The 23392-nt window shown below is 35.6% G+C and carries 9 protein-coding genes; 5 read left to right on the top strand and 4 right to left on the bottom strand.

Annotated elements, in window-relative coordinates; all coding sequences use genetic code 11:
* Window positions 1–196 precede the first annotated feature (196 nt).
* From LXH21_RS04730 to LXH21_RS04720, 3 genes are all read left to right on the top strand, one after another.
* Complete coding sequence (locus tag LXH21_RS04730; RefSeq protein WP_239863077.1) at window positions 197–3097, top strand: TonB-dependent receptor domain-containing protein; 2901 nt, start codon at window positions 197–199, stop codon at window positions 3095–3097.
* 247 nt (window positions 3098–3344) lie between these two features.
* The gene (gene atpD, locus LXH21_RS04725) at window positions 3345–4856 is read left to right on the top strand and encodes a F0F1 ATP synthase subunit beta (RefSeq protein WP_239863076.1); all 1512 of its coding nucleotides are present in this window, start codon (window positions 3345–3347) and stop codon (window positions 4854–4856) included.
* A 69-nt stretch (window positions 4857–4925) separates the two neighbouring features.
* Window positions 4926–5207 carry a F0F1 ATP synthase subunit epsilon gene (locus tag LXH21_RS04720; protein ID WP_239863074.1) on the top strand — a complete coding sequence of 94 codons (282 nt, stop codon included), beginning with the start codon at window positions 4926–4928 and terminating at the stop codon, window positions 5205–5207.
* A gap of 274 nt (window positions 5208–5481) precedes the next feature.
* Here LXH21_RS04720 and LXH21_RS04715 read toward each other — a convergent pair whose 3' ends face one another.
* The gene (locus LXH21_RS04715) at window positions 5482–8157 is read right to left on the bottom strand and encodes a reprolysin-like metallopeptidase (RefSeq protein ID WP_239863073.1); all 2676 of its coding nucleotides are present in this window, start codon (window positions 8155–8157) and stop codon (window positions 5482–5484) included.
* Between the two features lie 222 nt (window positions 8158–8379).
* On the opposite strand from LXH21_RS04715, the gene LXH21_RS04710 reads away from it, so the two are divergent.
* Window positions 8380–9312: a bifunctional riboflavin kinase/FAD synthetase gene (locus tag LXH21_RS04710; protein WP_239863072.1), complete on the top strand. Its 933-nt coding sequence runs from the start codon at window positions 8380–8382 to the stop codon at window positions 9310–9312.
* Window positions 9313–9497: 185 nt separating this feature from the next.
* Window positions 9498–10583: a biotin synthase BioB gene (bioB, locus tag LXH21_RS04705; protein ID WP_239863071.1), complete on the top strand. Its 1086-nt coding sequence runs from the start codon at window positions 9498–9500 to the stop codon at window positions 10581–10583.
* 87 nt (window positions 10584–10670) lie between these two features.
* Here the strand turns inward: bioB and LXH21_RS04700 are convergent, their stop codons facing one another.
* The 3 genes from LXH21_RS04700 to LXH21_RS04690 all read right to left on the bottom strand — a co-directional run bounded on the left by LXH21_RS04700 (window position 10671) and on the right by LXH21_RS04690 (window position 23194).
* A complete protein-coding gene (locus tag LXH21_RS04700; protein ID WP_239863070.1) occupies window positions 10671–13118 on the bottom strand; it encodes a hypothetical protein in 2448 nt (815 codons plus the stop codon).
* Window positions 13119–13184: 66 nt separating this feature from the next.
* On the bottom strand, window positions 13185–17900 hold the full coding sequence (locus LXH21_RS04695) for an Ig-like domain-containing protein (protein WP_239863069.1): 4716 nt from the start codon (window positions 17898–17900) through the stop codon (window positions 13185–13187).
* Window positions 17901–18391: 491 nt separating this feature from the next.
* Window positions 18392–23194 (bottom strand): hypothetical protein, encoded by a 4803-nt coding sequence (locus LXH21_RS04690; protein ID WP_239863068.1) that lies wholly within the window; start codon window positions 23192–23194, stop codon window positions 18392–18394.
* Window positions 23195–23392 lie beyond the last annotated feature (198 nt).

Here is a 23392-nt window from a genome sequence, read left to right as displayed (position 1 = left end):
TTTGCCAAAATTTTATATGCGTGCATATGAAATTTTGTTTTTTAACGAATTTTCGATATTAAATTCAAGTATTTTCATTAGGGATTTATGAATTTTAACCTTTTATTGTCGAAATATTTTAATTTTTTAACATTATTTTTTGATTATAGTAATAATAGCAGTAACTTAGAATCAGTAAATTTTTAAAAATTAACCTATGAGAATAAAATTGCTTTTTACGGTATTGTTATTTACAACGATCTGTTTTGCTCAGAATTCTATTTCTGGAATAGTTACTGGTATCGATAATCAGGGACTTTTTGGTGTAAATGTTAAAATTGTCGGTGATAATTCGGGTACTGTTACAGATAGTAATGGAAAGTTTATCTTGAAATCTAATAAGAAACTTCCGTGGACTGTTGAGTTTTCTAGCGTAGGTTTTACCAATAATAGAATGACATTTACGACAAATAATCAAAATGCTACAGTCACTCTGGATGATGAGCATACAAAGCTGAATGAGATTGTTATCTCGGCTTCAAGAACTCCTGAAAGAATTTTTGAGTCACCTGTAACAGTAGAGAGAATGGGTATTAGAGAAATTAAAAAAACTGCTTCTCCTACTTTTTATGATGGTTTAGAGAATATGAAGGAAGTACATATGAATACAAGTAGTCTTTCTTTTAAATCTATTAATACTCGTGGTTTTGCCTCGGTTGCCAATTCTAGATTTTTACAATTAGTGGACGGCATGGATAATTCCTCTCCATTGTTAAACTTTGTTTTAGGGAATATGATAGGTGTTTCTGAGATCGATGTTCAAAGTGTAGAGCTTTTACCTGGGGCATCTTCTGCGTTATATGGTGCGAATGCATTTAACGGAATTTTGTTTATGAACAGTAAAAACCCTTTTGATCATCAAGGTATTTCATCGTATTTTAAATACGGTCAAACAAGTCAAAAAGCCGCTGGTGTAAATGATTTTTACGATTTTGGTATAAGAATGGCGCATGCTTTTGATAAGCATTTTGCAGCAAAGTTCAATTTTACATATATGGAGGGTACGGATTGGTACGCTACGAATTATGATGATAAGACGGTAGATGGAAGAACTAGAAGTCACCAGAATTACGACGGAATAAATGTATATGGTGATGAAGCTACAATTAATATATACGATGTTGGTCAATCTTTGGTAGCTGGTAACCTTTTGTCAGCAGGAGCTGCTAGTACACTGCCAAATGAAAATGTTTCCAGAACAGGTTATAATGAGACTGATTTGACTGATAATAAAGCAGGTAATACAAAAGTTGATTTTTCTCTTCATTTCAGGCCTTTAGGGACTGATAAATTAGAAGTGATTTGGCAAAGTAAATTTGGTTTTGGTAACGCAGTTTATCAAGGTGCGAATCGTTATTATTTAAATAACTTTTCGATGCAACAGCATAAACTGGAGATAAAAGGGGATAATTTTTTTATTAGAGGGTATACTACTACTGAAGACGGTGGTGAATCATATGATATGTTATTTACAGGTCTGAATGTAAATAAAAAATGGAAATCTGATGCGCAGTGGTTTGGTCAGTATGCTGGCGCTTATGCTCAGGCTATAAATGGTGCTGTGCCTAATGTCGCTGCAGGAAATTCAACTACTGCTCATGCTTTTGCAAGAGGAATTGCAGATACAGGTCGTTTTCTTCCCGGGACGGCAGCATTTAACAATGCTTTTAATCAAGTAATTGCAGAAGCAGATGTTACTACTGGTTCTAAATTGGTAGACAATTCTAAAATTTACCATGGTGATGCTAATTATAATTTTAAAGAAAAGATAAAATTTGCTGAGGTACAAGTAGGAGGTTCTTATAGATCGTATGAATTAAATTCTCACGGTCGTATTTATACAGATGCTGACGCTCCTATTAAATACAATGAGTATGGTATGTACTCTCAGGTTACCAAAAAATTCATGGAGGACAGATTGAAGTTTACAGGTTCTGCTCGTTATGATAAATCTAAGAATTTTGACGGAAATGTATCTCCTAGGTTGTCCTTAGTGTATTCTGGAGGAGAAAGTAGAAATCATAATTTTAGAGCATCTTTTCAAACAGGATTTAGAAACCCTACAACTCAAGATCAATATATCGGTTTTAACGTAGGGTCAAAAATTTTAATCGGTTCTGCTCCTGATAACTTAGCTAAGGTTTCTGAGATTCTACCTGTAGCAAACTCTTCTGGTTTAGGTCAATTTTATGCTGGTGGAACAACTGTTGTGATGACTGGAGAAAATGCTTATAACAATTCATATACTTTAGCTTCTGTAACGGCTTTTGAAGATGCAATTAGAATTGCAGCGCCAACTACCCCTCAAGCGCTAGTTGCTGCTCAAATGGCTGCAGCTCCTCTATTGACAGTAACAAAAGCAAATTTAGTACGTCCTGAAGAAGTAAAGGCATTCGAAATAGGATACCGTTCTCAGGTTGATAAAATTTATGTTGATGCAAATGCTTATTATAATGTATATAATAATTTCATCGGAGGTTTAGATGTTAAAGCTCCTTTGTATGGTACAGTAAGTGAAACAGTAAATTTTGCTGGTGCATTGACAGCTAGTGCTGATGATACGTATAAATCTATTTTTGCAATTACAAACAGACAAAATAGAGCTTATCAATTATATACTAACTCAGAAGCGCAAATTTCATCATTTGGTTTTGGTTTAGGTCTTTCTCGAAAAGTTTTTCAAAATTTTGATGCTACTATTAATTATAACTTTGCGGAATTCAAATTTGATCAAGCAGATAATTCTGGTTTTGAAGCTGGATTCAATACTCCGAAACATAGAGTTAAATTAGCTATAGGAAATGATAAATTATTTAAAAACTTCGGATTCAATATTAGTGGAAGATGGAATAGTTCTTACTTGTGGGAGTCTTCAATGGTTGACGGAATGATAGCTTCTGCGACAGTTATAGATGCACAAGTGAATTACAGTATTCCTTCTATTAAGTCAGTTTTAAAAATTGGAGCTGCTAATTTGGGAGGAAAAGAGTACACACAAGTGCTAGGAGCAGGTGCAATTGGACAACAAATATTTGCTTCATTTACAATAAATCCATAATAATTGACTGTTTAAATGTTGAAAACCACCCATTTTACAATGTGGTGGTTTTTTTTTAATGTCAAAATTCTATCTGTTTAAAGGTCTTTTAATTGATACTTCAAAAAAATCAACTTTTTTATATAAAAAATTATTGATTTTTTGTTTTAAAAAATTTATCTTTGCACTCTGAAAAAAGCAGTTAGTCAATTGATTTTGATTGATTGAATTCATAAACCTAATTAGCTATTTAATAAATACATAAGTAATGTCAAAAGTAATAGGAAAAGTTGCGCAAATCATTGGACCAGTAGTCGATGTAGTTTTCAACGGTAAAGATGTTGAACTTCCGAAAATTTATGATTCATTAGAAATCACAAAAAAAGACGGAACTTTATTAATTCTAGAAGTACAATCTCATATTGGTGAAAACACTGTTCGTACCGTATCTATGGATTCAACAGATGGTTTGAGTAGAGGTTATGAAGTAGTTGGAACGGGGAACCCTATCCAAATGCCAATTGGAGCAGATGTTTACGGACGTTTGTTTAATGTGGTTGGAGATGCTATTGACGGATTACCAGAATTGCCTAAAACAGGTGAGAACGGAATGTCAATTCACCGTCAAGCACCAAGATTTGAAGATTTATCAACTTCGTCAGAAGTTTTATTTACAGGTATTAAAGTAATCGATTTAATTGAGCCTTACGCAAAAGGGGGTAAAATTGGATTGTTTGGTGGAGCTGGAGTAGGTAAAACAGTATTGATTCAAGAGTTGATCAACAATATTGCAAAAGGTCACGGTGGACTTTCAGTATTCGCAGGAGTAGGGGAAAGAACACGTGAAGGAAATGACTTGCTTCGTGAGATGTTAGAGTCAGGTATTATAAAATACGGTGAGGAATTCATGCACTCTATGGAAAATGGAGGATGGGATTTGTCTAAAGTAGATTTACCTGGAATGAGAGAGTCAAAAGCTACTTTCGTTTTCGGACAAATGAATGAGCCTCCAGGAGCTCGTGCTCGTGTAGCATTATCTGGATTATCTATCGCTGAATATTTCCGTGATGGAGCAGGAACAGATCAAGGTAAAGACGTTTTGTTTTTCGTTGATAATATCTTCCGTTTTACTCAAGCAGGTTCAGAGGTATCGGCACTTTTAGGTCGTATGCCATCTGCGGTAGGATACCAACCAACATTAGCTACAGAAATGGGAGCGATGCAAGAGCGTATCACATCTACAAATAAAGGATCTATTACATCTGTACAAGCGGTTTACGTACCTGCGGATGATTTAACTGACCCGGCACCAGCAACAACGTTTGCTCACCTTGATGCAACAACAGTATTGTCTCGTAAGATTGCTGAGCTAGGTATTTATCCAGCGGTTGACCCGTTAGATTCTACTTCTCGTATCTTAACACCACAAATTCTTGGTGATGAGCATTATGACTGTGCACAAAGAGTGAAAGAAATTCTTCAAAAATACAAACAATTGCAAGATATTATTGCGATACTTGGTATGGAAGAATTATCTGAAGAAGATAAATTAGCAGTTTCTAGAGCACGTCGTGTGCAACGTTTCTTATCTCAACCTTTCCATGTAGCTGAGCAGTTTACAGGATTAAAAGGAGTTTTAGTAGACATCAAAGATACTATCAAAGGATTTAATATGATTATTGACGGTGAATTAGATCACTTGCCAGAATCAGCATTTAACCTTAAAGGTACTATCGAAGAGGCTATCGAAGCTGGAGAAAAAATGTTGGCAGAAGCATAATTGATTTAGGTGTAGAAATTTAGAGTGCAAATTCGCAAATTTTAAAACCAAGATCCTTAAAAATTAAATATGATTTTAGAAATAGTATCACCAGAAGCGTCTTTGTTTAAAGGGGAAATAACTTCGATTACTTTACCTGGAGTGGACGGAAGTTTTCAAATTTTGAATAATCACGCACCAATAGTTTCTATTCTTCAAAAAGGAATCGTAAGTATTACGGCATCTAGTTTTGAATTTAGTAAAGAATCAGCAGCTTTATTTACTAAAGTAAACAATCAAACTTATACATTGCCTATTTCTTCTGGGACTATTGAAATGAAAGATAATAAGATAATTGTTTTAGCAGATTAAAACCATTATTCTTTACAGAAAAAAAAAGAGCTATCATCACTGATAGCTCTTTTTTTTTGGTTTATGTTAGGTAGAAAAATGGTTTAATTGTATGTATTCTAAATTGGATATTTAGAGTAGTATTAATGGTTTTTTATCTATTGAGGCTAACCACATACAACTATTCGAAATTAAGTAGAAGTTTTTAATTACTACTTACTGCTGTAGCAAGTAGTAGGGAAAGTTATAAATATGATTCTCTAAACTGCGTATTAAATTGATGACAGAATATCCACTAGTATACCATTATCTTACGAATCTCTTTTTTATTACCTGCAGTAACAGTCATAAAATAGACACCAGTAGTTGGATTTGGAATTTGAATTTGTTCATCAAGTAATAAAGTCTTTGCAAATTCTCTTGTAAGTACCGTTTTACCTAAAACATCTGTAATTCTCATTTGAATAGAGTTTGTATTGTCACTTTCTAAGTATAATGTAAATGTTCCATTATTAGGATTCTTATAAGCTACTAGATTCAAAATCCCGAAAGTTGGCTGTCTTAAGGTGTAGCTTTTAGTGCATATATTTATAGATGCGCTGTTTAGTGTTCCATTATCATTCGTGAAATTATCTCTTACTCGAAAAGTCCAAACACCTTCTGGGTTTTCATTGGTGAAATCGGATAAATTACCATAAGGACTAACTATTTGGGAGGTAGATTTACCGCATTCTAATGTGTTTCCAGAATCACTAAATGTTAATGCTAATGTACCGCTTATGTCAGAACAGCTTCTATTTAATAAATTTACCATTGTACCTTGTGGACTAATAATGTCCATTTGTAAATCTGATATATAAGTATGCGTAAAGTTGGTATTTACTTCAATATTTGATGTAACTCCTGTAGTTGATGGATAAGTAATTGTCCTTGTTGTATAATTTGAGCTTTCTGGAATTGCAAATGGTGTAGAGAAGCCAGTAGCTGTACAAGTATATTCTACAGAATAACCAATAGCAAATGCTTTGCTGTTTAAAGCATAATAAATATTGTCGGTAGGCTCTATTAATAAGCGGCAGTTTTTTTCGATTATATTGGGTACTGTTATCGTTGTAGAGCCATTATTAGAAATGTTGGAAGCCAGGGTGGTTGTGTACGTTAGACCACCATCTGTAGAGAGTTTGATATTTACATTGGATGATCCCGGTAAGGAATTTGTATTATTTACATCCCAAGTAATTGTTTCGCTGGTGCCCTGCAGCCAGCTTACATCATCTGTATTTTGAGAGGTCAGTTTAAATGGACCTGCCGTTGCGCTGACAGTTATTATTGCTTCGTCATTTGCTGTCTGCGCTGTACCCAGAGCTGCATTATCTCTACCTGTAAGTACAAAATTTAGGGTTCTAGCTACATCTGAAACTGATTCCCAATTACTAATTAGTTTATTTGCTATGACGTTGCTTAATGAAGGCATATATCTAACAGGGCTAGAGCTAGGATTAAATGATCTAAATAAAGGTCCGTTTGTTTTGGTAGAAATGGCAAAACTATTATCTTGAATTGAGCTATTTGAGGCAGAGTCATTTTGTTCCCAGCAATAACTTATTGTGTCACCTTCAGAATCAGTACCAGTTCCACTTAATACAAAAGCAGTTCCCATTGGAATAGTATAATCGTTTCCTGCAGCTATTACAGGTGGATTGTTTATTATTGAAGTGCTTACGGGACAAGTTTTTGTGCTGAGATTAGTTTGAATTTGGTCAATACTTGCAAATGAAAAGTAATCATCTGAATTCTCCTGAACATCATAGGTATCTGTTACTCCTGCGTATCCCATTATTGTAGAGCCACTTCCAGGCTCTATATTTACTCCTGTTCCTTCAATCTCGTAGGAGTAAGTGTGGTTTGCACCAAGTTGATGTCCAAATTCATGTGCTACGAAGTCGATATCAAAACTGTCACCTTCGGGTCTGTCATCCCCGGGTGATGTATAGGCGCTACCTTTACCATACGGATCAGCTGTTGTTGGGTTATTACACACGCAACCAATACAACCAGCATTTCCGCCGCCGCCAGTTGCTCCAAAAACATGTCCTATATCGTAATTGCTATTCCCAATAAGTGTTGTTAAGGTTCTCTGCAATTGCAAGCTCCAGTTATCCAATGAACTCGCATTAGAATAAGGGTCAGTGTTTGCATTTGTAAAAATTAGTAAATCATTATTAGCTATCAAGGTTAACTTTATAGCTAAATCTCTGCTGAAAATTGCATTTACCCGTGTCATCGTTGCATTCATGGCTGCTAGAGCTCCGGCAGTAGTACCTCCATGATAGGCAGTATACTCTGCAGTGCAAGATAATGCAAGACGCATTGTTTTAAAAGTCTTGGTACTCGATGTAGTCTTGGCTGAAAGAGTAGTCTTGGATTTGTTTTGTAAAACATCTTCTGTTTTGCAACTTAATGGCAAACTGCTTTTATCTCTAGCTTTATTTGTAAAAACGATATAAAGGGACTGATCCTCTGGGTATAATTCGATAAATTCAGATCCAGTTTCAGGTCTTAAAATGATTGTTTGTATTCCCTTGGGAGCTATACTTAAACTTAAGGTCGCACTTTTGTCTGTAATTCCTATTCCTTTATAGGCACGAATATCTGCAAATTTGGCTTGTAATTCAGGTTCAAAATTTGAGTCTTCCCAAACAGCGAATTTTTCTAAAACTCCTTTTGTATTTGGAATTTCGATTATTGTAGAGGTTGTTTTTGATGTTTTACTTGATGATGATAGTAGGGCCTCTTTAATTACTGGCAAATTTAATTGATACAGTAATTCTGATTCTTTTTGTTGTACCGCATTTGATTTGCTTACAATCGTGTTAACTGTCTGCGTTCTCTTTGTCCACGCAGCGTTACTTTGGGAGTATGAAATTAGAGAGTTTGTGAATAATAGTGTTATTAAAATATATTTTTTCATAGTATTTAGTGAATATAATAGTCCAAAAATAAGTCATTTATATGTAAATGATTAGCATTGATTTCGCTTTTGCAAAAATAATGCAGCTTGTAAATTGTTCATGGTTTCATTTTCTTATATTAAAAAGGCATAAACCATTATAAAAAAAGTATAAAATCAATTCTCGAAGTTGTTACATTTAAAATAGATACCATAAATTTGCAAAACCGTAAAACAATTACAGTGAAGATTTTTCATTCTATAAAAGATTTTAGTTCTAATAAAAAAACCATATTGACACTTGGCACATTTGATGGGGTGCATATTGGTCATAAAAAAATTCTCGATAAATTAATTCAAAGTACACAGCTGAATGAATTTGAAAGTTTGGTACTGACTTTTTTCCCTCATCCAAGAATGGTGCTGCAGGAGAAGTCGGAAATTAAATTATTGAACACAATTCCTGAAAAAGTAAAATTGCTTGAAGCTATTGGTATTGAAAACTTAGTTATTCATCCTTTTGATGAAAGTTTTTCAAGATTAACTGCAGAAGAATTTGTGTCAAGTATATTAGTAGATCAATTTCGAATTCAAAAAATTATTATTGGTCATGATCATCGATTTGGTAGAAACCGAACTGCAGATATCAACGATTTAATTGGTTTTGGGGAGAAGTATGGGTTTGAAGTAGAACAGATATCTGTTCAAGAGCTTAACACTATTTCTGTAAGTTCAACCAAAGTAAGAAAAGCAATTGACGAGGGCGATATGCAACTGGCAAATAACTTCCTTGGGTATGACTATTTTTTAACGGGTACGGTGGTAACAGGAAAGCAGTTGGGACGAACTATTGGTTTTCCTACAGCTAATATCCAAATAAGTGAAGATTATAAATTGATTCCGCTTAATGGTGTATACGTTGTAAAAAGTATTTTACAAAATAAAATCATTTACGGATTAATGAATGTTGGTTTCAGACCTACGGTTGGTGGTGAAGAGTTGTCAATTGAAGTAAATTACTTAGATTATGAAGGTGATCTATACGGTCAAGAATTAACAGTTTATATACTGAAGTACATTCGACTTGAACAAAAATTTGAATCATTAGAATTGTTGAAATCGCAGCTAGAAGTAGATAAAGCGCAAGCATTATCATACATTGAAGGGATAGAGTAAAGTATATTGTCCATTTATTTCAAAATTTAAAAAGGTACTAGGCTTAAGTTTTTATAGAAATTTAAAAGGCACAATTATGCTCTTTAAATGATAAATGGTCAGTTGTTTCATAAAATTGCTTTTAGTCATTTTCATTGCTACATTCGAACAATTTGACTACTTTTGGAGCATTAAAAATCGTATTGATGAGTATTACAAAACACAATTGGACTAAAGACGAAATCGTAGCTATATATAATAAGCCATTAATGGATTTGCTTTATGAAGCCGCATCCATTCATAGAGAACATCATGACCCTAATGTTGTTCAGGTTTCAACATTATTATCAATAAAAACTGGAGGTTGTCCTGAAGATTGCGGGTACTGTCCTCAAGCGGCACGTTACCATACTGATATTGAAGGGAATGATTTGATGACTGTAAGTCAGGTAAAAGCGCAAGCATTACGTGCAAAGTCGGGTGGATCCTCTCGTGTATGTATGGGAGCAGCATGGAGAAACGTAAAGGATGGTCCAGAATTTGACCAAGTATTAGAGATGGTTCGTACGATCAACAAACTAGATATGGAAGTTTGCTGTACACTTGGAATGATTACTGAAAATCAAGCTCAAAGATTGGCAGAAGCCGGTTTATATGCTTACAACCACAATTTAGATACTTCTGAAGAGTATTATAAAGAAGTAATTTCTACACGTGGTTTTGAAGACCGTCTTCAAACAATTGAAAACGTACGTAAGACTAATGTAACCGTTTGTAGTGGTGGAATTATAGGAATGGGTGAAAGTATTGATGATCGTGCTGGAATGTTAGTAGCGCTTTCGACCTTAAACCCACAACCAGAATCGGTGCCTATAAATGCTCTTGTAGCAGTAGAAGGTACTCCGATGGAAGAAGAGAAACCAGTAGAGATTTGGGAAATGATTCGTATGGTTGCAACCACGCGTATCATTATGCCAGAAACACAAGTAAGACTTTCTGCGGGAAGAATGAATATGAGTCGTGAAGGGCAAGCAATGTGTTTCTTCGCCGGTGCTAATTCAATTTTTGCTGGAGATAAATTACTAACAACTCCAAATCCAGATGTTGATGATGATATGAAAATGTTTGACTTATTGGGCCTAAACCCACAAAAGCCATTTACAAAGGTATCACAGCCACAAACTGTAGAAGCTGCAGAGTCGCAATTTACCACACTAGGTGAAAAACCAAAATGGAGTAGACCAGGACACGAGATCGAAAGAAATTTGGAAGCCTCGCAAAAAGGAAAATAATTATATAAAAAAACCGTTTCACTCGTGAAACGGTTTTTTTATATAAAAATAAATTGTGCTAAATCTTGGTTATTATATCTTGCTCTACTAATTAATTATTTTTCTATTCACTACTTGCCCACTTGCGAGTTTGATCTTAAATAATAACATCTGATTTTTGGCTTTAGGTTTGACAAGCGCAACCTCTATGCTATTAATATTTGACAGAAACATAATTAGTTTTCCAGTAATATCATGTACGATGATTTCTCTTATCAGTTCTGTGTCCGACTGTATCGTAATATTATTTTCATCTGCAACGATTTTAACTTGGTTGTTTGTCTGTTCGGTAGCAATCATTTTTGATTCTTTTTCCGTGTTATATGATACAGAGAAACGATCATTAAATGTTCCTGCAGCGGTAGAAAAAGAATAAGGGCTTTCTCTTAAATCTTGTGTTGTTGCTGTCAATTTATCTGTTAAATATACATTTTGGTTTTTCAATAAACCATCAGCATAATCAATGCTCACAATAAAATTTCCTTCAACAGTGCTGCTGTAACCCAATGGCACGTTGTCTGTGACATCAAACGGTAATGCTCTCCCTTGGATACTGTAATTATAGTTATCATTGATGCTATAGAAATTTACAAATGCATTGGCATTAAAAGTAGGTCCATCATATAAGGAGTCATATGCATTGGTGGCACCTTCTAAATAACCAATCAATATTTGTTTAAATGCTCCAGTACTGTTTGATAAATTCAACCATATTCTGTTTTTGGTAGTAGACACTGTAGTTTTTGAACTACTATTATTTTTGAAAAACTGAGCATTGCTCATCAAATTTGATGATTTTTTTCGCATGGCATTTTCGAATAAAGCCGTGCCCGCATTTTTACTAATAGTAAAGAAAGATTGACCTGCTCCTATTTCGCCTGTTGGTATACTGGTATTTATTGCCCCTGCTGTAGTAGCCGAATTAGCCTGCGTAGCGGTACCTCCTGTAATGTTGTAAGTTGCGTAATCATCAGATGAATAGGCGTATGTTCCCGATCCAGGATTTGAAACGTTAATAGCTGGATTGGTATTATGTGTCCAAAAGTAAAGTGTACCTTCTATAACTCCCGAATTTTTGATAATAAATGCATCTGCACTTAGCGGTGATGGATAAGGATTTCCAATAAGATTTGCTAAATTTGGACCGTTAACTGGTAGAGTGATAATCCCATTGTTAGGTTCTCCTTTAAATAAAGCTTCGTAAACAGAGGGTGGTGCAGTGATTAGATAAGTTTCGGGTGCTCTTATAATATATCCCTTTGCTGACGTCATAATAGTACTTGAATTTTCTACTTGCCATGACCCATTATTAAATGATAAAAATTTATCATATAATGTTAGAGGTGACACGTCATATAATGATTGATTTTTTACTGGTGAAGACCAGTAGGTGAAATCAAATTTATCAACTGCTGTAGTCAAACGTTTATAGGTAATATTTCCGGAATTTGCTGTAAGTGGACCGTCTGAAATTTGAATAAGGCTGGCACTATTTTCGAAAATTAAATTGCTTGACGAAGCAATCTTGATGTTATTTTGGACTGTCAAAGTATGTCCGCTTTTTATATTGGTAGTGCCAGCACTAACTTCACAAGAGCAGCTTTCGATATTCGCTGCCGAATTGTAGTTTCCCGAAAATATTATATTTTTATCGCTATCGGGTAGTCCATTTGACCAGGAACTTCCATTCCAAGTTGTAGTCAGTGAATTTATAGATGCAGTTGCGGAGTTATTAGAGCTGCAATAAATATTTTTCACATAATAAGTATAGGTACCTGGCACCAAATTACTGATATTTTTAGTCGTTCCAGTAGTAGCTGATGCGAGCAAAATATTGTTCTGATATAAATCGTATGTTCCCGTTGGTAAATTAGTAAGTGAAAGACTTCCTGTAGGTGTTGCACATGTAGGCTGCGTAATTGTGGAAATTGTAGGTGTGTTGATATTACATACTACAGCCCCGGTATATATGAAGTCATTAATACTAAAGGTTCCAGTTACATTAGATCCTCCCCATGCATAAATTCTGAACGTTATGGCAGTTGTAATGTTTTGAAAAGCTGCAGCGGTCAAATTTATCGTAGTTCCTGTTGCAGTAGGGGATCCTACTGAAGTCGAGTAATTATCAATACTTGAACGGAAAGAAAAATTAACTGGTCCAGTTCCTGAGACTTGACCAGTATATGTAAATGCTGTAAAACTAATTTTATAACCCGTATTCGGCGTTAAAATAAATTCAAAATAATCATTTGGGTCTAAATTTGTAAAGTTCCAATCTCTAGCATTATATCTATCACCACCTGAATTTTGATTTAGACCTGTTCCTCTTCCTATTCCAGATACGGTTATATTTGTATTGACGACTTGGCCACTCGTGAATGGGTCAAATAAAGCTGGATATACTGTTGGCGAGGGATCGGTTATAGAATTCTCAAAAATACTCTGTCCATAACATTGAGACATGAAGAAAATAAATACAATTATAATTGACCTCATGTTCAATCTATTATGTTAGTTTAATTTAAAATTAGTAATTATTTTTAAATTAATAATGTCATTTGATTAATTATTTTGCTGCACAATTTTTTTTGTTACTATTTGTCCATTTTCGAGCTTGATTTTTAGTAGAAATACCTGAATTGTATTTGCAATTTTGTTCAGGGAAACCTCATAACTGTGTACATCGGTTTTAGCAGTAAGTAACTTACCCGCAATGTCATACATGGAGACATTCCGAATCAGGTCAGACTTCGAATAGATATTTATTTTTGTGCTCTCTTGTGTTACGTAGATCGAGATAGTATTGCTGTCAATTTCGCTAATAATTTCAGGTGATTTTGGTCTGTAGCTTATTACAAAACGGTCATCAAATGTACCTTTTGCTGTAGTGAAACTGTAAAGTTTCTCACTCAAGTTATGATTTAAGTTTACAAGCTTGTCCTCTAAATAGATATTTTGATTATTGAGACTTCCGTCCGTAGTATCGATTGCAATTGTGAAATCACCTTCAATATTCGAACTATATCCTAGAGGTACACTATCAGATTCTTGGGTAGCTATCGCTCGTCCTTGAATACTAAATGGAAATTTATTATTGATACTGTAGAAATTCACATAACTGTTCGCATTAAAAGTCACTCCGTCATAAGCTGATTCATACTCATTGGTTGCATCAGTAATGTAACCTATTAATATTTGTTTAAAAGCACCTTCAGCATTGGCAAGGTTAAGCCATAATCTGTTTTTTGTAAATTCGGTCGTTGATGTTTTGGCTGTTGCTTTACTGTTTGAGTTCGATTTAAAAAATTGCGCATTTGGAATTGTACCAGCTGCAGAACCTTGAAGACGCATACTGTTATTAAATTCTGCATTGGCGCTTGACTTTCCGATTGCCATAAAACCTTGTCCTGCTGCAATATTACCAGTAGGTATGACTCCCGCGCTGCTTCCCGTTTTGCTTCGCGCTGCGGTAGACGTACCTCCAGTTCTGTTATAAGATGCATAATCATCAGATGTATAGGCAAGTGAACCTGATCCTGCAGAACCATTAGTAATATTGCTTGCTAATTGAATTGCGGTATTGTGTGTCCAGAAATACAATGTTCCTTCTATAACTAGATCATTCTTTGTTAAAAATGCATCTGCGTCAATTGCTGATGGATAAGGGTTTCCGATTAAATTGGTGGTACCACTTCCTCCAATGGTAACATTAATTTTACCATTATTAGGTACCCCAGAAAATATACCTTCAAAGAAACTAGGAACAGCAGGAGTTTTGTGATCCTCAGGACCCCTAATTATATATCCTTTTCCAACAGTCATTAAATTATCCCTATTTTCTACCACCCATGCATTAGCGGCAGCATTTAGCGAATGGTACTTGTCATAAAATGTTTTTGGTGATAATAAGCTCAATTTCTGACCCAGAATAGGAGAGGACCAATAAGTATAATCAAAATTGGTTATTTGTGTGGTTTTTCTTTTGTAATTAATTGATCCAGAGTTGATCGAATTATCGTTGATTTGTACTAAGCTTGATGTGTCTTCGAAAATCATTGTACCATTAACTGTTAATTGATTTTGTAATTGTAGAACAGTGCCTTTTGAAACTGTTACGGTTACTCCCGAGTTTACAGTACAAGAGCACAAATTTGTATCTGCCGAGATTGTTCCATTAGCTGTAATAATCCCATATTTGTCAAGTGTAGGTGCAGCATTCCAGTTGCTACCATTGTAAGAGACTGTTTCTATAGTTTTAAAAATAACAGTTTGTGAATTTGTTGATTCACATGTGCCATTAGACACCGTAAATACATATGAACCAGCAGCTAAACCACTAATGGTGGTTGATGGTCCTGATCCAGTTATTGTTAACGTTGTCCCCGTCCTTTTTAAATTCCAGTTTCCAGTTGATGGTAAACCGTTTAAAATAACAGTTCCTGTTGGTAAGGAACAAACAGGTTGTGTAATAGTTCCTATCGTTGGAGCCAAAATAGTTGTGACATTTACGGTAGTATAATTTGCAGCTACAGAGCTGCAGCTACCACTTTGAACTACTGCCCTAAATTGAGTTGTTTGTGATAAAGCTGTCGCATTATAGGTTGTATTTGTATTTGCAATATCTACCCATGAAGTAAATGGGCTTACAGACGATTGCCATTTAAGTATTGAACCAGTATGTCCGGAGATCTGTAAGGTGCCGCTATTTTGTCCCGAACATATTGATGTGCCCCCCGAAACAGTTCCTCCAACTGTGGTCGCAGTAACAATAACCGACTGTTGTGCTTGTTTTTCCGCTGTACCCCCACAGCCTCCAGTTATTGTATATCTGATCAAAGCTGTTCCGGGAGCTATTCCAGTAACTACCCCAGTCGTAGCATTGACAGTTGCGATTTTTGGGTCAAGACTTGACCAAGTACCTGTACCGCCCCCTAAATCTGCTGAATTGGTAACGAAAGTAGAAGATTCATTAATGCATAAAGTACTCGCTCCAGTAATTGAAGCTATACTTGCATTCGCATTAACAGTCAGTAACTGCGATTTAGTTGCTGTTCCACCACAACCTCCAGAGATGGTGTAAGTTATGGTTGTAGTACCAGCGGATAGTCCTCTTACTGATCCTCCTCCAGATACCGAAGCTATATTACCGTTGCTTGAGCTCCATGTTCCACTTCCACCACCTAAAACTACTGAATCGGCTTTAAAGAGTGGATTTTCTGCAATACATATTGAATTTGGCCCACTTAATGATGCAATACTTGCATTAGGATTTATAGTGATTGTTTTCTGCGCAGCAACTGTACCTCCACATCCTCCAGTTATGGTGTATATTATTTCGGCTGAACCTTCTACAATACCGGTTACTTCACCAGATGAATTTACAGTTGCCACATTTGTATCACTACTACTCCAGACAGCAGTTCCTCCACTTAAAATAACACTGTTAGCTATATATTTTGTAGTAGCACCTGCACACATTGCAGTAGTTGACCCAGATAGAGATGTTACTCTCGCGTTTGGACTTACGTTTAGTCCAGCTGATGTTACTCTGTCTGCACAACCACCTGTAATATTAAAAAATATAACGGTATATCCAGCTTTTAAGGCCGTAACTACTCCCGTTGTTGGATCTACCGAAGCTATATCTGGTTCTCTACTAGTCCAAACACCTGTTCCGCCTCCCAATTCTAGTTCATTTACTGTAAATGTACTTGTTGAATTAAGACACATTGGACTCGTACCATTCATAGATGAAACTCTAGAATATGGATTGATCTTAATCGTACCTGTGGCGTAAATTGTAGTGCCACAACCTCCAGTTAATGGTATGCTGTAATTAAAAGTTCCTGAAACTGTTGGTCTTCCGCTAATAGTAATTACATTAGATGACCATGATGCAGATGCACCATTAGGAAGGCCAGTTGCCGTTCCAATTCCAGTTGCCCCTATTGTAGAATGTTGTATTGGCGTCATTGCAATGTTGATGCACTCTATAGTATTGGGTGATCCTGCGCTCACATAATTTGTTCCGCTGGTTGTAACTTTGACAGAGGTGCTGGCCAAATCACAAACATAAGAATTTGGCACTTTAGGAACTAAATTACGACGGTAGTACTTAATAACAGTTCCTGTGGTTGATACCGTCGCTGGTGTGTAATTTTGTCCTGTGGCGCCTGATATATCTGTAAAAGTAACGCTGTCAGTAGATACTTGCCATTGGTACGTTGTCCCACTTCCCCCACTACAAGTAGGTAGATTATTTGCGCTTATGGTTCCTGGAGAAGAACCCGAGCAAACATTGATAGTTGCAGTACTAGTTATCATATTCGATGAACTCCCAAATGGAGTTAAGCTTAACCCAACCACATTTCCTCCACTGTGTTCATAATAATCGAGTACGATGTCACTGTTTCCATTTAGATAAATAATATTATCACAATAGGTGGTGTTTCCTTGTTGCTTCCATTGACTAAAAACTAATGCGCCATCGACATAGACACGTATACCGTCATCTCCATTGACATTGAGTAAATAACATCCAGCTTTTCTAGTAGATTTCATTCGGTATCGTACAGAGAAAACCTCAGTATATATTTTGGCTCTATCAACGCCATCACTAATTACAGGGAAACACACTTGGTTACCTCCAAAATCTTCATCTATGGTTTCTGTACTTATATTGTAATAACCGACATAGTTTTCAGGTAAGAATGGCGAGATGATAGTTGAAGGACTTGATGGAGAAGTTGTTCCTCCTGGTGTACGATCGCTCGGAGCGACATGATTATAAATATGTCCAATCCAATTATCAACTCCAAAAGTTGTTTGAGAGTCTTTGGTGTTACCCACGCTATTTAAAACTAATTTCATTGTACCACTACTAGTCCCGGTTGTTGAACATGTACCACTTGTGTAAAGTATTTTTACTTGACCAGAGAAAGTAGCGGTCCATGTTATGCTAGCAAAAGTAGTATTTGAATTATATGCTAATGCATTATTTGTATTACCGTTATATAAGGTTAAATTTTCATTTGCTGATGCAGTAATGTCCGCTACTGAAAATGTATAATTAAAACCTTGAATTACATTCAATGTCACATATTTTCCACTTGTAACAGATGCTGTAGTTATTGTATTGTAATTGTCTACGCAAAAACTATAAGTTTCTACAGATGTGCCTCCAGGATAGGTACATTGAGCATTGCTCTTAGCAATAGTAAATAGAAAGAACATAATGCAAAAAAAAGCATTTTGGCAAAATTTTAAAGTTTTAATCATATATTAAGTTGCATTAACATCTGCTAATTCAAAACTAAATCCATTACTAATATGGCATGTTGCTGTAATTAATTATTCGGATTTTAGTTAGAATTTAAAATTTAATTCATTAAAGTACACAAATATAAATTAAATATAATCGATAATAAGCAATTACTATCGACTAAATACACTTTGGTAGGTTAAATTAACATAATTGAATCTATACTTTCGAAACTGATTTAAATTAATTATTTCTTTATTAAAATATTTTCACAAAATATTTATCTGTTTTAATCATCATTTTTAGAATTGATTGAGCTCAGTTTCTAAATTATTTGAGAAAAATTACTATCCCTTCGATTACATAAGTTATAAGAGAATAAGGTTGTCATTTACTGATGTTACTATTTTAAAAAAGTTCACAATTTCAAGTCGCTATTGCATTAAATTAAAAGAGCCCTCAATATTTTACTAATTATTGAGGGCTCTTTTAATTATAGTAGGTGAAATTAATTATACTGTTGTACAAATTTTTTATTTACTATTTCACCATTTTCTAACTTAATTCGTAGAATAAAAACTTGAACTGAATTAGCTATTTTCGACAGAGAAATATCTTGACTGTTTACTTTTGTTTTATAGGTGACTAATTTCCCGGTGATATCATACATCGAAATTTCTGTAATCAGCTCTGACTGTGAGTGGATATCGATTAAATTTTCTTTTTGCGTAACATACACTTCATTATTTTTTTCAGTGATTTCAGGATTATCGACAGATAAGGTTGTTTTTGCTTTATAAGTAATTACAAATCGATCATCAAAAGTTCCTACCGCAGTTGTAAAGCTATAGGCCTGTTCAGTTAAGTTGTGGTTGATTCCTAATAGCTTGTCTTCCAAATATACAATTTGATTGCTAATGATTCCATCTGTGCTATCGATACCAATTGTAAAATCCCCTTCAATTTTAGAACTATAACCTAGTGGTACATTATCATATTCTTGTGTTGCAATTGCTCTTCCTTGAATACTAAACGGGAATTTATTGTTGATACTGTAGAAATTCACATAACTGTTAGCGTTAAATGTAACTCCGTCATACGCTGACTCATAATCGTTGGTCGCGCCAGTAACATAACCTATTAAAATTTGTTTAAAGGCACCTTGTGTATTGGCAAGATTAAGCCACAATCTATTTTTTTCAATTAAAGTAATTGCTGCTGTTTTAGCTGTCGCTTTTGCACTTGAGGTAGTTTTGAAAAACTGTGAATTGACAAGGGTAGTACCTGAAACACCATCTAGACGCATACTATTATTAAACTCGGCATCGACAGTAGATTTTCCTATAGCCATAAACCCTTGACCAGCTGCAATTTTACCTGTCGGTATAACACCAGCGCTGCTTCCAGTTGTACTACGAGCAGTAGCTGTGCCTCCTGTTGAATTATACGAAGCATAATCATCTGATGTGTAGGCAAGCACTCCAGAACCAGCAGTACCATTTGTAATGTTACTTGCTAACTGTATAGCTGTATTGTGTGTCCAGAAATATAGAGTTCCTTCGATTGAGCTACTATTTTTTGCTATGAATGTATCTGCATCTATCGCTGATGCATAAGGGTTACCTATTAAATTGGTAGTTCCCGCTCCTCCAATTGTTACTTTGATTACACCATTATTAGGCACACCAAAGAAAGTACCATCAAATAAACCAGGAACTGCTGGAGCCTTATAGTACTCAGGTCCTCTGATGATATACCCTTTACCTACGGTCATTAAGTTATCTCTATTTTCTAAGGTCCAAGAATTGGCAGCAGCATTTAATGAATAATATTTATCGTAAAATGTATCAGGAGATAAAACACTCAATTTTTGACCTATAACAGGGGAAGACCAATATGTATAATCAAAATTGGTGATTTGAGTCGTGTATCTTATGTATGTGATAGATCCAGAATTTACAGCAGCATCATTTATTTGAACCAGACTCGAACGGTCTTTAAAAGTTATTGATCCTCCAGTTTCAACTTGAACTTGATTGTAAATCTTCATAACTTTGTCTGCTAGCATGGTAACGGAAGCGCCATTGTTAACAGTACATGAGCATCCCGTTACATTTGTATCTACTGTATAATTACCAGTAAAAAGCAAATTATTTTCAATGGTTGGCTCAGTACTTCCTGTAACAGGACCAGACCAGCCAGTACCATTCCAAGTTTTTGTTTCTATTGCAGTAATTTTTAATGTTGCAGAACTTAATGATGGGCAAGCTGCAGTTGCTGATACAGTAAAAGTATAGGTACCTGCTGCTAAATTATCGATTAGTTTACTTGTCCCTGTTCCTGTATACGTGGCACTCACAGTTCCAGATTGTGTTATCGTCCATGTACCAGTTGATGGCAGGCTATTTAAAGTTACCTTTCCGGTCGGAACTAAACAAGTTGGTTGAACTGTTGTTCCCAAGGTCGGAGTTACTTCTTTTGCAAGTTGCGCATTTACAGTAAATGACACCGGCAATGACGTACAGTATGGGCTAACTATATTTGTTGCAGTAAGTGTATAGCTACCTGTTGGAGCAGATATACTTCCTGCATTCATTACGACACCAGTGCTAGGTGTTACAGTATACGTATTTCCTGTGCTGTAATTGGTTATGGTCAAAGTACCGTTTGTAGTAGTACAACTTGGTTGTGTCACCGCACTAATGGTTGGAGTCGTAGTGCTAAAAACCGTACCTGTTTGAGTTCCGCTGTATGTACTTGTTCCGCAAGGTCCAGAAGCAGTTATTCTAGTATAATACGTTCCACCTGTTAAACCCGTTACCGTATAGATACGACTAGTTCCTATACTTACATTGTTTCTCACAATGGTTCCAGCATCAAAAGTGCTTGTGGTAGCAATATCTAAATAATAAGCTGTTGCGGTATAAGTTCCAGATCCTGATAAATTCCAGTTCACTTGAAATCCATCACAGCTTGATGAACTTGTACTATTTTGAACAGGAGCAGCTGTTCCTGCTGATGTCGTCACTGATGAAGTACCTGAATAAGCACTGGTACAGCTAGGAGTACCCGTCGTACTCATACCTCTTACTCGAAGGTAATAAGTCGTATTTGGCGTCAAGCCAGTAACAGTGGGCTTGTTATTTGTTCCAACATTCATAGGGTAACCCGTTGCAAAGGTTCCCGCAGTAAATGAGGAAGTGGTTGCAACTTCTAAATAATACTCATTTCCAGATTCGTTACCATTAAATAGTACTGTAAAACCATCACATACCACAGAATTGGTTGATGGATCGTTTGGTACAGGAGTCTTAATGGTGATTTTAGCAGAATTAGAATTTGCTGTAGAACAAGTTCCATTTTGTACTACCGCTCTAAAATAGGTTGTAGAAGCTAAGGTTCCAATGGCGGCACTTGATAAAGTCGCAGATGTATTGGAAATTGTAATTGGACTTGTAAAAGAAAAGTCAGATGATTTTTCCCATCTTAAAATGGTTCCTGTATAACCAGATAGAGTCAAATCTGATGCTGCAGTACCAGAGCAAATTGTTTGAGCTGAAGATACAGTACCTCCAACTGAACCAAGAGAAAATGATATTATATTAGATGATGCCGTTGTGCTACAAGCGGTATAAGCTCTGACTCTATAATAGTAAACTACCCCTGACGTTAATCCGCTCACGTAAACATTATTGGTTTGATAACCCACCTGATAATTATTGAACCCACTTACAAATGAAGAAAAAGTACTGCTAGTAGAAATATCAACGTAATAACCAGTAGCACTAGTAACTTGAGTCCAATTCAACTGCAGACCATTAGTACAATTCGAATTAGTAGGACTAGTTATTACTGGTGTTGAAGCAGGAGAAGCAGAAGTAGTATAGGTCATTGTAGTACTATTGGCACTTGTACCACACGTACCTATTGCTCTCACTCTGTAATAATAAGTAGTACCAGCACTCAATCCTGTCAAAACTAAAGCTAAATTATTTCCAGCATTGTAATTATTATATCCCGAAACAATATTTGTAAAACCACTATCTGTTGCTACATCAATACTATAAGATGTTGCGTTACTTGCTGTGTTCCATCTTGCAGTAAAGCCCGTGCACGTTGCGCTATCAGGGCTACCAGTAGATGGGCTACCAGGTGCCTGTACAATTGTTACATACAAATATTTTCCGCCATTATCCGTACCACAAGCATTCGTACTCTGTACCCTCATATTTCCTGACGTGGCTGTCGTACTAAATGTTACACTAGCAGATAGGCCATCCGCTGCAGGAGTTATGGTAGCCCCTGTCCCTTGATAACTCCAAATGTAGGCATAGGAGTACGGGTCTGCAGTAATAGTATAAGTCGTTGTTGAGTTAACACATTGACTTGTCGAACCACTTAAACTTGTTGGACCAGCCCCAGGACTATTGGCTACGTAAACCACTCTAGTGGAAGTGTATGAACTTGTGCAACTTGTACTGGTTTTATAAGAAATTGTTGCTGTTCCATTAGTTAATCCGGTGACAACACCTGTAGTTGAATTAACAGTAGCTACTGCAGTATTACTACTCGACCATGTACCTTCCGGAACAGTAGAGCTAAAAGTTGTTGTGTTGTTTGGACTATACCTACATATGTATTGATCTCCAGACAAAGTTCCCGCAGAAGTTGGACAATAAGTATAATCAAATGACACACGAGACAATCCAGCAGTTTCAAAATATTCTAACACAAAATTTGTGCTCCCGCTTAAATAAACGGTGTAAGTCCTAGAGGAGTAGGCATGATTATTCCAAACGTTAACAACATATGATGAACCTCCATCTAAACTCAATCGATACCCATCATCACCTCCAACTGTAAAAGTATAATTCCCCGCAGGCATGGATTTATTCATTTTATAACGAATAGCAAAATAGTCGGAATAAGAACTCGTCAAATTAGTTCCTGTAATTGATCCACTACCTAAATCTTGATCAAATTTTGTATCTCGATTGACATAACCAACATAGCTAGTAGTAAAAGCATTACTAGGAGGGTTCCCTCCGTTAGTACTTGCATACACATACCCTATCCATGAGTCTGTTCCGTACGAAACTTCATCTCCTGGGGCAGCAATTGCTGAAGGGTTATTTTTTTCACTGCTATGTAATGTAATATTAGTTATAGCAGTAAAGTTTGTATCGGTTAGTGATGAAACTGCATTGTTAGCTACTGAAGTAGGATTAATAAGTACAAGTAAGCATAAAGTAAATAATTTAGTGATACTAGATGATACAAAATTATTATTCTTAAAGTAGATTTTTTTCATAGGTTTATCGGTTTGATTTGGGGGCAAATCGTTATTCAATAATTTTATATCAGTTAAATATAAAATGGATTGAGGTACAAAATTATTTCATTTTACTGCATAACGAAAGTAAACTCGTCTAAACGACATATTAAGCAGTTGAAATACGACTATTCATAGATATTCATCAAATTGTTATGATTTTTATTCGCGTTAACT

This window comes from Flavobacterium algicola (genome assembly GCF_022399565.1).
In the GTDB taxonomy this organism is placed as follows: Bacteria; Bacteroidota; Bacteroidia; order Flavobacteriales; family Flavobacteriaceae; genus Flavobacterium; species Flavobacterium algicola.
The sequence above is the reverse complement of the archived record's forward strand: the minus strand, read 5'-3'. Positions and strand labels throughout refer to the sequence as shown.